The 13,418-nt window shown below is 72.5% G+C and carries 13 protein-coding genes; 1 reads left to right on the top strand and 12 read right to left on the bottom strand.

Translation table 11 applies throughout. The features are described from left to right. Window positions 1–68: 68 nt before the first annotated feature. The 10 genes from lepB (CV755_RS30735) to proS form a co-directional block, all read right to left on the bottom strand. Entirely contained in the window at window positions 69–1,019 is a 951-nt protein-coding gene (gene lepB / locus CV755_RS30735; protein WP_109283829.1) for a signal peptidase I, read from the bottom strand. Beyond that, window positions 961–1,950 carry a signal peptidase I gene (gene lepB / locus CV755_RS30730; RefSeq protein WP_241561502.1) on the bottom strand — a complete coding sequence of 330 codons (990 nt, stop codon included), beginning with the start codon at window positions 1,948–1,950 and terminating at the stop codon, window positions 961–963. Before lepB (CV755_RS30730) ends, lepB (CV755_RS30735) begins: the two co-directional genes overlap by 59 nt. Continuing rightward, window positions 1,937–2,770, bottom strand: coding sequence for a signal peptidase I (lepB, locus tag CV755_RS30725; protein WP_109283752.1), 834 nt, complete (start codon window positions 2,768–2,770; stop codon window positions 1,937–1,939). Before lepB (CV755_RS30725) ends, lepB (CV755_RS30730) begins: the two co-directional genes overlap by 14 nt. A gap of 45 nt (window positions 2,771–2,815) precedes the next feature. Continuing rightward, the gene (gene rplS / locus CV755_RS30720) at window positions 2,816–3,166 is read right to left on the bottom strand and encodes a 50S ribosomal protein L19 (RefSeq protein ID WP_109283750.1); all 351 of its coding nucleotides are present in this window, start codon (window positions 3,164–3,166) and stop codon (window positions 2,816–2,818) included. Between the two features lie 128 nt (window positions 3,167–3,294). Beyond that, window positions 3,295–4,104 (bottom strand): tRNA (guanosine(37)-N1)-methyltransferase TrmD, encoded by an 810-nt coding sequence (gene trmD / locus CV755_RS30715; RefSeq protein WP_109283748.1) that lies wholly within the window; start codon window positions 4,102–4,104, stop codon window positions 3,295–3,297. Beyond that, on the bottom strand, window positions 4,104–4,721 hold the full coding sequence (rimM, locus tag CV755_RS30710) for a ribosome maturation factor RimM (protein ID WP_109283746.1): 618 nt from the start codon (window positions 4,719–4,721) through the stop codon (window positions 4,104–4,106). Before rimM ends, trmD begins: the two co-directional genes overlap by 1 nt. A gap of 83 nt (window positions 4,722–4,804) precedes the next feature. Continuing rightward, window positions 4,805–5,044, bottom strand: a complete 240-nt coding sequence (locus CV755_RS30705; RefSeq protein ID WP_020868149.1) for an RNA-binding protein — start codon at window positions 5,042–5,044, stop codon at window positions 4,805–4,807. 2 nt (window positions 5,045–5,046) lie between these two features. After that, window positions 5,047–5,490, bottom strand: a complete 444-nt coding sequence (gene rpsP, locus CV755_RS30700) for a 30S ribosomal protein S16 (protein ID WP_109283744.1) — start codon at window positions 5,488–5,490, stop codon at window positions 5,047–5,049. Window positions 5,491–5,648: 158 nt separating this feature from the next. Further along, on the bottom strand, window positions 5,649–6,239 hold the full coding sequence (locus CV755_RS30695) for a hypothetical protein (protein ID WP_109283742.1): 591 nt from the start codon (window positions 6,237–6,239) through the stop codon (window positions 5,649–5,651). 161 nt (window positions 6,240–6,400) lie between these two features. Next, window positions 6,401–7,816, bottom strand: a complete 1,416-nt coding sequence (proS, locus tag CV755_RS30690; protein WP_109283740.1) for a proline--tRNA ligase — start codon at window positions 7,814–7,816, stop codon at window positions 6,401–6,403. Window positions 7,817–8,102: 286 nt separating this feature from the next. Here proS and CV755_RS30685 point away from each other — a divergent pair, with 286 nt between their 5' ends. Then, the gene (locus tag CV755_RS30685; RefSeq protein ID WP_109283739.1) at window positions 8,103–8,933 is read left to right on the top strand and encodes a class I SAM-dependent methyltransferase; all 831 of its coding nucleotides are present in this window, start codon (window positions 8,103–8,105) and stop codon (window positions 8,931–8,933) included. Window positions 8,934–8,976: 43 nt separating this feature from the next. On the opposite strand, the gene ffh is transcribed toward CV755_RS30685, so the two are convergent. Beyond that, window positions 8,977–10,521, bottom strand: coding sequence for a signal recognition particle protein (gene ffh, locus CV755_RS30680; RefSeq protein WP_109283737.1), 1,545 nt, complete (start codon window positions 10,519–10,521; stop codon window positions 8,977–8,979). A gap of 508 nt (window positions 10,522–11,029) precedes the next feature. After that, window positions 11,030–13,414 carry a [protein-PII] uridylyltransferase gene (locus CV755_RS30675; RefSeq protein WP_109283735.1) on the bottom strand — a complete coding sequence of 795 codons (2,385 nt, stop codon included), beginning with the start codon at window positions 13,412–13,414 and terminating at the stop codon, window positions 11,030–11,032. Window positions 13,415–13,418: the final 4 nt, after the last annotated feature.

Genomic DNA, 13,418 nt, shown 5'->3' with positions numbered 1-13,418 from the left:
GAAGGTGCCCCCGCCGGGTAGAAGGTCGGTCTCGCGGATCGCACACTACCGGGCGGTATGGGCGTCGGTCAGCCCCTCGGCTGCCCGGACTTCCGCCGCCGCCAGAGCACCAGGCCGGTGGCGCCGACCAGGCCGAAGGCGGGCGGCGCCACGGCGGCGGCCCGGTTCAGCCCCGGCTGGCCAAAGGTGCCGGGGACCGAGAGCACCGACCAGCGGTCCACCGGCCAGGCCACGAAGACGGCCCGTCCCACCACGTCGTCCACCGAGACTGTGCCCTGGTGCAGGCCCTGGTGGTAGCGGGAGTCCAGGGAGTTCTGCCGGTGGTCGCCCATCACCCAGATCCGGCCGTGGGGCACCGTGACGGGGCCGAAGGGGCGGTCGCCGCAGGGGGTGTTGCCGGGAAAGATGTAGGGCTCCTTCAGGGCCTTGCCGTTCACCGTGACGGGATTGTTGTCGCCCTTGCACTCCACGGTGTCCCCGCCGACCGCGATCACCCGCTTGATCAGGTCCTTCTCCTCGGCCGAGGGCATCAGGCCGATAAAGCTGAGCACCTTCTGGACGCCGCCGGCCAGGGCACCGGAGCCGGCGCCGGGGTTCTCCTGCAGCCAGCCGCCGGGGTCGTGGAAGACCACCACCTCGCCGCGCCCGGGCTCGGAGCCGAACCAGGGCGTCAGCTTGTCCACCAGCACCCGGTCGCCGCGCTGGAGGGTGTCCTGCATGGAGTCGGACGGGATGGAGAAGGCCTGGACCAGGAAGGTCTTGATGAACAGCGCCAGGACCAGCGCGATGCCGACGAGGATCGGCAGTTCCTTCCAGAAGGAGCGCTGTTTACGGGGCGTTTTGCCGCCCGGCCCCGCGCCGGTGCCACCGGTGCCGCCCGGGCCGGGTGGCGCCCCGTCGGTGCCGGGCGGACCGGGCGGGTCCTCCTGGGCGTGGAACGCCGCGGGACCGGGCCGGTCCTCAGTGCCCCGGGGCCGCTTGTCGGGCTCTTCCTGACCGGACCGCGCGCCGACCGCCACATCCCCCACAGCCACTCCTCACTCCGCGCTGTCGCCTGTCGCGCATCCGACGCAGGCCCATTACCCCGATAACGAGCGGAGGTTGCACAGGCGTCGGGAGTGGGGACATTCCTTGCCGATTCGGGGGGCCCTGCGCCGCGCCGGATGGTGCCATGGCGCCCCGTGCGGGCCCCACGCGGGCGAAGGCGGCCCCTTCGGCGAGAGTGCGCCAGTGGCCCGGTGGCCAGGCGACCACCGTGGCCCGGCCCACCACCAGCCCCTCGGGGACGGTGCCCCGCCCCGGCTCGTCCAGGTGGGCCCGCGAATCGGCCGAATCCGATCGGTGGTCGCCCATCACAAAGATCCGCCCGGGGGGCACCCGGACCTCGAACCTCAGCTGGGAGGGCGGGTTCCCGGGGTGCAGGTAGGGCTCGTCCAGCGGACGGGAGTTGACGGTGACCCGCCCGCGGTCGTCACAGCAGGCGACCGTGTCGCCGCCGACCCCGATCACCCGCTTGATCAGGTCCTGTTCGTTCGCCGAGGGAAGCAGTCCGATGAAGGTCAGCAGCCGCCTGCCCTCCCGCAGCCCCGCCGGCTCCTTGCCGCCCCCCGTGCGCTCCCCGTCCAGCCAGCCCCCCGGGTCCTTGAAGACCACCACATCGCCCCGGGCCGGCCGCCGCCCGAACCAGGGTGTCAGCTTGTCCACCAGCACCCGGTCGCCGATCCGGATGGTCTGCTCCATGGACCCGGAGGGGATCACAAAGGCCTGCAGCAGGAAGGTCTTGAGCACCAGGGCGATCAGCAGTGCCACTCCGACCAGGACCGGCACCTCCTTGAGCACCGAGCGGCGCCGGCGCCGCCTGGCGCGCCGCACCGCCTTGCGCCGGTCCGCGCGCCCCCTGGGTGCGTCCTGCGGCGCGCCGTCCGTCGGGCGCCGCCTATGTCCCCCCACGCGCCCTCCCGCCGTGCCCCGCCCCGGGATCAGGGTCCGGTACCTCCGCGAAGGCCTCGGGCCGTTCCAGCACGGTCCACCGCCCCACCGGCCAGCCGATCCAGTCGGCCCGTCCGATCACCCGGCTCACCGGCACCATGCCGCCGCCGGGCTCCCCCAGGTGATCCCGGGAGTCCCGGGAGGCGCTGCGGTGGTCACCCATCACCCACAGCTTCCCCGGGGGCACCACCACATCGAAGGGCACCCGGGAGGGGGTGTCGCCGGGGTAGAGGTAGCCCTCGGTCACCGCCCGTCCGTTGACCGCTATCCGGCCCCGCTTGTCGCAGCACACCACCCGGTCGCCGCCCGTGCCCACCACGCGCTTGATGTAGTCGGTGGCCGCGGGCTGCATCAGGCCCACGGAGGAGGCCAGCTTGCGCACCAGCGCAGTGGCCGCGTTCTCCCGCGGGGCGTCCTGGACGAAGGAGCCGGTGCCGTCGAAGACCACCACGTCCCCGCGGCGCGGCCGCTCGCCGAAGCGGTAGGCGAGCTTGTTGACCAGTACCCGGTCACCGACCCGGAGGGTGTTCTCCATGGAGCCGGAGGGGATCACAAAGGGCTGCACCACCAGGCTGCTGAGCAGCAGCACAAAGGCCGCGCACACCGCCAGCAGCACCCCCGCGCGGCGCAGCGGCCCGCCCCCGGTCAGCCATCGCCAGGCCCTGCCCACCGCCCCGCGCCCCATGGCAGGGGCCGGAAAAAGCGAGGAGCGCGACCGCTCCTCCCCCGGTACGGGTTCGGTGAAGCGGTCGCGCTCCGAAAGCTGTGCGTCGGTGTCCATCGAGCCGAGAGCCTATCCGGCCGGGCCCGGGGACCGGACGGAAGCTCAGTTGTCGCGCTTCTCCTTGACCTTCGCGGCCTTGCCGCGCAGCTCACGCAGGTAGTACAGCTTGGCGCGACGGACGTCACCGCGGGTCACCAGCTCGAGCTTCTCGAAGATCGGGCTGTGCACCGGGAAGGTGCGCTCGACGCCGACCGAGAAGGAGACCTTGCGGACCGTGAAGGTCTCGCTGACGCCGGCACCCTGGCGGCGGATGACGATGCCCTTGAACTGCTGGATACGGGAGCGGTTGCCCTCGATGACGCGAACGTGGACGTTCACGGTGTCACCGGGACGGAAGTCGGGCAGGTCGGTGCGCAGCGTGGCGGCGTTGACGCTGTCGAGCAGGTTGGACATCTCGTCTGCTTCCTCGCTGATGCCACAGGTCATCAGCGGAACTCGTACTGAAGTGGGATGGTGCCCAGGCGGCGGGCGGACGTCATTCCCCCTGTGGCAGGGGCGTGCGCCGGACGCAAGGCAACGGCTTATTCTTCCACGGCCCGGCCCGGACGCCAAAATCGGCCGTCCGGCCCCTCGGTCCAGCCCAGCGCGGCCAGCATGGAGCGGTCGTGCTTGTCCAGGGCGGCGGGGTCGCAGCGCTCGATGAGGTCGGGCCGGTTCTCGCTGGTGCGCCGGAACGCCTCGTCGCGCCGCCATCTGGCGATCTTGCCGTGGTGCCCGCTGAGCAGCACTTGCGGTATGCCGCGCCCGCGCCACTCGGGCGGCTTGGTGTAGACGGGGCCCTCCAGCAGGTCGGCCATGGCGCCGGGCGCGAAGGAGTCGTCCCGGTGCGACTCGGCGTTGCCCAGCACGCCGGGCAGCAGCCGGGCGATGGCCTCGACCATCACCAGTACCGGTGCCTCGCCGCCGGCCAGTACGTAGTCGCCGATGGAGACCTCGCGGACGTCCAGCCGGTCGCCGTACTCCTCGATGACCCGGCGGTCGATGCCCTCGTAGCGGGCCGGGGTGAAGACCAGCCAGGGCTTGCCGGACAGCTCCACGGCCAGCTCCTGGGTGAAGGGCCGTCCGCTGGGCGTGGGGACGACGATGACCGGCTCACCCTCGCCGGATTCGAGCACCGAGTCCAGCGCCTCGCCCCATGGCTCGGGCTTCATCACCATGCCGGGGCCGCCCCCGTAGGGGGTGTCGTCCACGGTGTTGTGCCGGTCGTGGGTGAACGTCCGCAGGTCGTGGACGCGTACGTCCAGCTGCCCCCGGGCCCGGGCTTTGCCCACCAGGGAGACGTTCAGCGGCTCGAGGTATTCGGGGAAGATGGTGACGACGTCCAGGCGCATCAGTCTTCGCCCTCTTCCCGCTCCGCCGCCCGGTGCTCCGCCTCTTCCCGCCGCGCCGCCCGGTCTGCCGCCCCCGGCTCCTCGCGGCCGCCGGCCACCTCGGCCTGGCCGTCGTCGAGCAGGCCGCGCGGCGGGTCCACCACGGCGCGCTGCGCGTCCAGGTCGATCTCGGTGACGATCTCGCTGACGAAGGGGATCATCACCTCGCCGCCGTCCGGCCGCTCCACGATGAACAGGTCCTGGGAGGGCAGGTGGGAGATCTCGGTGATGCGCCCCACGAGGGTGCCGTCAACGGTGACCACGTCCAGGTCCATCAGCTGGTGGTCGTAGTACTCCTCGGGGTCCTCGGGCGTCTCGTCCGGGTCCACCTCGGCGATCAGCAGGGTGTTGCGCAGGGCCTCGGCCGCGTTGCGGTCGGCCACGCCCGCGAAGCGCAGCAGCAGCCGCCCGCTGTGCACCCGTCCGCTCTCGATGGTCAGCGGCCCGGCCCCGGCGGGGTCGGTGGCCAGTACGGCGCCCGGGCCCAGCCGCAGCTCGGGCTCGTCCGTGCGCACCTCAACGGTGACCTCGCCCCTGATGCCGTGGGCGCGGCCGATCCTGCCGACTACCAGCTGCACAATGCCTGTCCTTCACGTTCCTTTGACGACAACGGGCCGGGAAGGGAAACCCTTCCCGGCCCGTGCCGGTGTGCTGTCGCTGCTCAGCGGACCTGGTCCACGTCGACCAGGTCGACGCGGATGCCCCGGCCGCCGATGGCGCCCACGACGGTGCGCAGCGCGCGGGCGGTACGGCCGTTACGGCCGATCACCTTGCCGAGGTCATCGGGGTGCACCCGGACCTCCAGCACGCGCCCGCGGCGCAGGTTGCGGGATGCCACCTGCACCTCGTCGGGGTTGTCGACGATGCCCTTGACCAGGTGCTCGAGGGCCTCCTCGAGCATGCTCAGGCCTCGGTCGACTCGGTGGACTCGGCCGCGGCCTCGTCCGCCTTCTTGTCGGCCTTCTTGGCCTTCTGGGTGATGGCGTCACCCTTGGCGTCCGCGCCCTCGAGAGCCTTGGTGAACTCCTCGAAGGAACGGCGCTTGTCTTCCTTGGTGGCCGGGGCCAGCAGCGGCTTCTCCGGGGCCGGGAGACCCTTGTGCTTCTGCCAGTCGCCGGTCAGCTTCAGGATGGCGAGCACGGGCTCGGTCGGCTGCGCGCCGACACCCAGCCAGTACTGCACGCGCTCCGAGTCGACCTCGATGCGCGAGGGGTTCTGCACCGGGTGGTACAGGCCGATCTCCTCGATGGCCCGGCCGTCACGGCGGGTACGGGAGTCGGCGACGACGATGCGGTAGTGAGGCGAACGGATCTTGCCCAGACGCTTCAGCTTGATCTTGACTGCCACGGGAGTGGTGTCTCCTGGTCTTGACGTGGTTGGGCACAACGAGATGCCACGTGGGGTTGCGGTACTCGGGTGCCCGATGGACGCGTCAGCCGGAGGAGAGAGGGGTCCTGTTCGACTGTCGAGTACAGCGACCCATTGTGCCACATGGTGAGGCGAGGTCAGCCCACGGCGACGGGGTCGGGGATCCGGAAGGGCTGACCGCAGCCGCCGCACATGATGGGCGCCTGGGCGAGGACGGAGGGGACCACACGGACATTGCGCCCGCACTCGCACACCGCCTTCACCCGCACCCCGCCGCCGGAGGAGCCATGGCGCGCGGCCGGGCCGCGGAAGGTGCGGGAGGTGTCGGCCGTGGTGGCCACCGTGTGGGCCTTGAGCGCCCGCTGCAGTCTCTCGATGGTGGGCCGGTAGCGGCGACGCGCTTCCGGGGTGAGCACGACCAGGGAGAAACCGCTGCTGGGATGCGGCTCATCACTGTGTTCGAGCCCCAGCTCCTCGGCGATCGCCAGGAACCTGCGATTGTGGTAGCGGCCGGCGCGTGAGGTGTCCCGGACACCGCGGGCGGCCGCGATGCCGTGCACTGCCTCATGCAGCAGCCTTTCGAAGGAGAGTTCGGCGCCACAGGCGGACGACGACTCCCCGATCAGCGATTCGGGCGCGGCGAGATCCGGCAGCTCGGAGTGGAACCGCTGAATGTCGGCCCACGCCTGTGCCAGCTCTGCGGCGAGAACAGGTGGTGTCGTGCTCACGTCGTGACAACGAGCCGGGATGGCCCGGTGTTCCGATACCGGGCCATCCCAAATAATTTGCACGTACCAGTCAGTTTTCCGGCCATCCCCGTGCGATACCGCCACAGCCGGGGCGAACTGACTATCGAGTCAGCTCGCCCCATGCGCGGCGGCACGCCGCGTCAGTAGGCGCGGGCCACCAGGGCGACCGCGCCCGGCGCATCGTCCGACTCCGGCACCGAGCCGTCCTCGTTGACCAGGCAGCGCACCGTCACCGCCTGCTCGGCCAGCTTGGCCTCACCCTCCTGCCCAAGGTCCGCCCACTTGATGCGGGCCCAGCCGCCGGCGGCCGCCGCCTCGGCGGCCTCTTCGATGGTGGCCACATCGCTGGTACGGGCCTCACGGCGCTCCCGGGACTGGCGCAGCAGCAGCGCCTGGTCCTCCTCCAGGACCTTGGGCAGCAGCGCCGCCAGCTCCTCGATGCGCACCGGCTCCTTGCCGCCGGGGATGCGGCGGGCCAGCATTGCGGTGCCGTTCTCCAGGTCGCGCGGGCCGATCTCGATGCGCACCGGGACGCCCTTGAGCTCCCAGTCCACCGCGCGGCGCCCGAAGGGGGTGTCGGTACGGTCGTCCACCTGCACCCGCACCCCGGCGGCCTTGAGGGTGTCGCCGATCTCACGGACCTTGGCCAGCACCGCCTCGTCGCCCTTGATGGCCAGCACCACGGCCTGCACCGGAGCCAGCCGCGGCGGCACCCGAAGGCCGTTGTCGTCGCCGTGCGACATGATCAGGCCGCCCACCATGCGGGTGGACACGCCCCAGGAGGTCTGCCAGACCAGCTCCTGGTGCCCCTCCTTGGACAGGTAGGAGGTGTTGAAGGCCTTGGCGAAGTTCTGCCCCAGCTCATGGCTGGTGCCCAGCTGCAGCGCCTTGCCGTCGCCCATCATGCCTTCCAGCGTGAGGGTGTTGATGGCGCCGGCGAAGCGCTCCTTGGGCGTCTTGCGGCCCAGCACCACATCGATGCCCAGCACATTGACCATGAAGTCGTAGTAGACCTCGCGATGGATGCGGGCCGCGTAGTCGCGGGCGTCCTCGTAGGTGGCGTGCGCGGTGTGCCCCTCCTGCCAGAGGAACTCGCTGGTGCGCAGGAAGACCCGCGGGCGCATCTCCCAACGGACCACATTGGCCCACTGGTTGATCAGCAGGGGCAGGTCGCGGTAGCTCTGCACCCACTTGGAGAAGTACTCGTTGATGATCGTCTCGGAGGTGGGCCGGACGACCACCGGCTCCTCCAGCTCCTTGCCGCCGCCATGGGTGACCACCGCGAGCTCGGGGGCGAAGCCCTCCACATGCTCGGCCTCGCGCGTCAGGTACGACTGCGGGATGAACAGCGGGAAGTACGCGTTGGAGGCGCCCGCTTCCTTGATGCGGGCGTCCATCTCCTGCTGCATGCGCTCCCAGAGCCCGTACCCGTACGGTCGGATGACCATGGTGCCGCGCACCGGGCCGTTGTCGGCCAGCTCGGCCTTGTTGATCAAGTCCTGGTACCAGCGCGGGAAGTCTTCCGCCTGGGGGGTGAGAATGGGAGCCTTTGCCATGGTGCGAATGGTACGGGGCCGCTCAGCGCGAGCGTGAATCCGCCCGCCGGGCACCGCCCCTTCCCCGCCATGCCGCCGTGCGGCGCCTGGCGCCGGTGCCCCATGCCGCCCTCTGGCACATGCCATCACCGCACTTGGGCAAGGTTCTACCTTCGCCCACTGGACTCCGACGCGGAAGCGGAGTTCTCTGGCAACGGGGGACGCCTCACGGCGGGCGCACGGCAGCACATATGGGGGCGGCAGCTTCGGACCAGACTCGTCATTCGGCGGATTGGGGCCCTTTGCGATGACACCAACGCTCGTGCGACGGCAGCGGCCGTCCTCGTCGCCGTCCCGGTCGCGGGCCCGCGACTGGGCGGAGATCCAGGAACGGATGCTGGTACCGCTCTATGAAGCGGTCCACGAACGGCTCGATGTCGGCCCCGGCACCCGGCTGCTCAGTCTGGGCTGCGGCTCGGGCCTGGCGCTGCTGATGGCCGCCGCCCGCGGCGCCTCGGTCAGCGGGGTGGACACCGATCCGCGCCGGCTGGAGCTGGCGCGGGAACGGCTGGCGAGCCGCCCGCATGGAGCCGGGGTGACGCGCCTGGGGCTGGGCGGCCCGGAGTGCGTCCTCGATCCCGAGGGGCGGCGTTTCAATCTGCTGACCGCTTTCGAGCCGCTGCACCACGCCGGGTGCGGCCTGGGCGACCTGGCCCGGTCGCTGGCCCGTGCCGCGGCCTGCGCGGAGCGCGGGGCGGCGGTGGTACTGGCCGGCTGGGGACCACAGGAACGCTGCTCCGCCTCGGCCGCGCTGCGGGTGGCGGCCCGGCTGGGCGACCCCATGACGGCGGTCGCCCGCTGGCGCCCCAGCGGACGCGACGACCTGGAGAACCTGGCTCTGCGCGCGGGACTGCGCCCCGACGGCTCCGGGCGGGTGTCCTGCCCGTACGGCTACGCGGACATGGGCAGCGCGATACGGGGCCTGCTGTCCACCGGCGCCTTTGACGCGGCACTGCGCGCGGCGGAGGAGGAGCAGGTCACCAAGGAGCTGACCGAGGCCCTCCAGCCGTATGTGCGCACCGATGGCACCGTGTGGATGCCCAATGTCTTCCGCTACCTGGTGGCCCGGGTCCCCTGAGCCGTGGCCCTGAGTCGTGGGCCCCGGGCCACTTGCCGGGGACTCAGCCCATGAACTTCTTGAACTCCTCCGGGAGTTCGAAGTTGGCGGGGTCACTGCCGGCGGGCAGGCCCGGCATGCTGCCCGCCTGCTGCTCGCGGCGGGCCGCGGCGGCCTGCTCCTCGGCCTTGCGCTTCATCGGGTTGCCGCTCTGACGCTTGCCCTTGGCCTGCTTGACCTGCTTCTTCTTCTTGGAGCCGCCCAGCCCCGGCATGCCCGGCATCCCGGGCATCCCCGGCATGCCGCCCTGGGCCATCCGCGACATCATCTTGCGGGCGTCGAAGAACCGCTCCACCAGCTGCTTGACGGCGCTGACCTCCACACCGGAGCCCTTGGCGATCCGGGCCCGCCGCGAGCCGTTGATGATCGTCGGGTCCTGGCGCTCGGCCGGGGTCATCGACTTGATGATCGCGGCGGTACGGTCCACATCGCGCTCGTCGAGGTTGTTGATCTGCTCCTTGATCTGCCCCATGCCGGGCAGCATGCCGAGCAGCTTGGAGATCGAGCCCATCTTCCGGACCTGCTCCATCTGGGCCAGGAAGTCGTCGAGGGTGAACTCCTTGGGGCCCTTCGCCAGCTTGGCCGCCATCTTCTCGGCCTCGGCCTGGCTGAAGGTCTGCTCGGCCTTCTCGATCAGGGTGAGCACATCGCCCATGTCGAGGATGCGGGACGCCATGCGGTCCGGGTGGAACGCGTCGAAGTCGTCCAGCTTCTCGCCGTTGGAGGCGAACATGATCTGCTTGCCGGTGACATGCGCGATGGAGAGCGCGGCACCACCGCGGGCGTCGCCGTCGAGCTTGGAGAGCACCACGCCGTCGAAGCCGACGCCGTCGCGGAAGGCCTCCGCGGTGTTGACGGCGTCCTGGCCGATCATCGCGTCCACGACGAAGAGGACCTCGTCCGGCTGCACGGCGTCGCGGATGTCCGCGGCCTGCTGCATCAGCTCGGCGTCGATGCCCAGACGGCCGGCGGTGTCCACGATGACGATGTCGTGGACCTTGGACTTGGCGTACTCGATGGAGTCCTTGGCGACCTGCACCGGGTCACCCACGCCGTTGCCCGGCTGCGGGGCGTAGACGGCGACGCCGGCGCGCTCGGCGACCACGCTCAGCTGGTTGACGGCGTTGGGGCGCTGGAGGTCACAGGCGACCAGCAGCGGGCTGTGCCCCTGCTTCTTCAGCCACAGGCCCAGCTTTCCGGCGAGGGTGGTCTTACCGGCACCCTGCAGACCGGCGAGCATGATCACGGTCGGCGCGGTCTTGGCAAAGCGCAGCCGGCGGGTCTCACCGCCGAGGATGGTGACCAGCTCATCGTTGACGATCTTGATGACCTGCTGGGCCGGGTTCAGCGCCTGCGAGACCTCGGCCCCGCCGGCCCGCTCCTTGACCTGCTTGATGAACGCCCGGACGACCGGCAGGGCCACATCCGCTTCCAGCAGCGCGATGCGGATCTCGCGCGCAGTGGCGTCGATGTCGGCCTCGGAAAGCCGCCCCTTGCCGCGAAGATTCTTGAAAGTCGCTGCGAGGCGATCGGAGAGAGTGTCGAACACGGCGGTCGCAGATCCTCGGGTCGGGGGCGTGGGACGTCGTCCTCAAGAGTATCCGGCCCGGGAAGGGTGAGGTCGGCCCATGCCGGATCCACCCCCGGCGGCCGCCCGCGACCTGCCCGGAGCGGTGCGAGGACCCGGCGGCAGCGCGTGCGGCGTGGCGCGGCGCGCGTGGGGCGCGGTCAGGTGCACGTGGGGCACGGCCGTGGCACAGGCGGGGGGCGATCGGCGCGCGTGGGGCGCGGTCGGGCGCGCTTGGGGCACGGACGAACCGGCCGCACGGGGCGGCCACGCGGCGCGCCGCGGGCCACACGGCATGGGGCGCACCGGGGCCCATCGGACCCGTCCGGCCTCATGGGCGCGCCACAAGCCACACGGAACGTGACCAGGACAGCCCAGCTCCCACAAGGCCGCAACCGCCACCCCTAAACCGCAGCCCCGCCCCACGCCCCACACCACGTGCGCCCCGGGGCGCGCACCCTTCACGCAGGGCCAAGCAAGCGCCCCCCGCCTACCCCAATGCGCTCCCCACCGCCGTCACCACCTCGGCCGTCTTCGCCGCGTCCAGTGGAGCTCCGTCCGTGTCCGTCACATAGAACGCGTCCACCACACTCGCCCCGAGCGTGGACACATGGGCGCTGCGTACCCAGACGCCTGCCGCCTCCAGGGCGTGGGCCACGCGGTACAGCAGGCCGGGGGCGTCCTCGGCCCGTACTTCCAGGACGGTGGCGTCGTGGGAGCCGCCCTCGGCCACCGTCACCGACGGGGGCGGGGGCACCGTGCCCCGGCGGCGCCCGCGGCCGGCCGCGTCCCGTTCGGCGAGACGGGCGGCGATGTCCAGCGAGCCCTCCAGGGCGCGGGCCAGATCGGCCCGCAGCCGGTCGGCCTGGGGCGGCTCGCCGTACTCGGCGGCCACCCGCCAGCGCATGGCCAGCACCGGGCCGCCGGTCAGCTCCGCGGTGTGCACGGTGAGCCGGTGCAGCGCCAGCACGCCCGCCACCGCGGGCAGCACCCCCGGCTGGTCCGGCACCGCCAGCAGGAGTTCGCCGCCGTCCAGGGTCAGGGCCGGGGCGCCGGTGCGCCGGGCCTCCTCGGCCAGCAGCCGCTGGCCGGGGCCGGGCGCCTGGGGCGCCCGTGCCGCGGCCGGCTCGCCGGCGAGCGCCGCCGCCGTCCGCCGCACCAGCTCCGCCACCAGCGTGGCGCGCCAGGCGCTCCATGCGGCGGGCCCGGTGGCCAGCGCGTCGGCCTCGGTGAGGGCGTGCAGCAGCTGCAGGGTCTCGGTGTGCCGTACGGCGTCCGCCACCGCGCCGATGGTGGCCGGATCGTCCAGGTCCCGCCGGGTGGCGGTCTCGGCCAGCAGCAGATGGTGGCGCACCAGGAGGGCCAGCACCTCGGCGTCCCGCTCCGCCAGCCCGATCCGTGCGGCCACCTCGCGGGCCAGCATGGCGCCGGTCACCGAGTGGTCGCCGGGCCGCCCCTTGCCCAGGTCGTGCAGCAGCGCGGCGAGCAGCAGCAGGTCGGGGCGGGCCACCCGGCGGGTCAGGGCGGCGGCCCGGACGGCCGTCTCCACCAGGTGCCGGTCGACGGTGAAGCGGTGCACCGCGTTGCGCTGCGGCCGGCAGCGCACCCGCTCCCACTCCGGCAGCAGCCGGGAGACGATGCCCTCCGCCTCCAGCGCCTCCCAGGCGGCGACCGTGTGCTCCCCCGCGCCCAGCAGGGTGAGCAGGGCTTCGCGCGCCTCGGGGGGCCAGGGCACCGGCAGCGGGGCGGCCTTGGCCAGGCGCCGCACCGCATGGGCGGACAGCGGCAGACCGGCCCGCGCCGCCGCTGCCGCCGCGCGCAGCGGCAGCACCGGGTCACGCTCGGGGCGGGCGGTACGGGCCAGCACCGCCTCGCCGTCCTGCTCCACCACGCCGTCCGCCAGCGGGACGCGCTCCGGTTGCGCAAAGCCGCCCCGTCCGGCCCGTCCGCCCCAGCCGCCCCGGCCGCCCGGCACCCGGCGCGGCCTGGGGCGGGCGGAGCGGGCCCGCAGCACGCGCCCCACCTCGCGCCAGGTGGCGTCGGAGGCGTAGCCGACGGTGTGGGCCGCCCGGTACACCCGGTGCAGCAGGGCGTCCGCGTCGGGCAGGCCGAGCCGCCGGGCCACTTGGTCCTGTTCCTGGAGGCTGAGCCGGTCGGTGGCCCGGCCGGTGGTCAGGTGCAGGGCGTCGCGGGTGTCCAGCAGCAGGGCGCGGGCCTCCTCCAGGCCCTGGCGCGGAGCGTCGGCCAGCCAGGAGGCGGCCACGGCGCGCAGCGCGGTGGCGTCCCGGAGTCCGCCGCGGGCCTCCTTGAGGTCCGGTTCCAGCAGAAAGCGCAACTCGCCCTGGCGGCGGGCGCGTTCCTCGCAGCTCTCGCGCAATTCGGGCAGGCGGGCGGGGGCTTGGGCGCGCCAGTCCCGGTAGGCCGTGGCGCGCACCTCGGCGGTCAGTGCGGGGTCGCCGGCCAGGTGGCGGGCGTCCAGCAGGCCGAGGTGGACCTTGAGGTCGCCGGCGGCGGTCCGGCGCGCCTGGGCGGGGGTGCGTACCGAGTGGTCCAGGGCCAGGCCCAGGTCCCAGACCGGGTACCAGAGGCGGTCGGCGACGGCGGCGACCTGTGCGCCGTCGGCGGATTCCCGGTGCAGCAGCAGCAGGTCGAGGTCGCTGCGCGGGGAGAGTTCGCCGCGGCCGTAGCCGCCGACGGCCACCAGGGCGATGTCCCGGGTGCGGCCCAGCAGGCCGGCCAGCCAGCTGTCGGTGAGCCGGGCGAGCGCGGCGCGCAACGGCGGTCCGGTGAGCGTCTGTTGCTGAAGCAGCCGCAATCGGTCGGCCGCGTAACCACCGGATCCCGAGTCGGTCGTTTCCAGGCTGGTTTCGGTCAACTCG

Origin of the sequence: Streptomyces orinoci, assembly GCF_003121295.1 — a bacterium.
In the GTDB taxonomy this organism is placed as follows: domain Bacteria; phylum Actinomycetota; class Actinomycetes; order Streptomycetales; family Streptomycetaceae; genus Streptomyces; species Streptomyces orinoci.
This window is presented reverse-complemented; position numbering and strand designations above follow the sequence as displayed.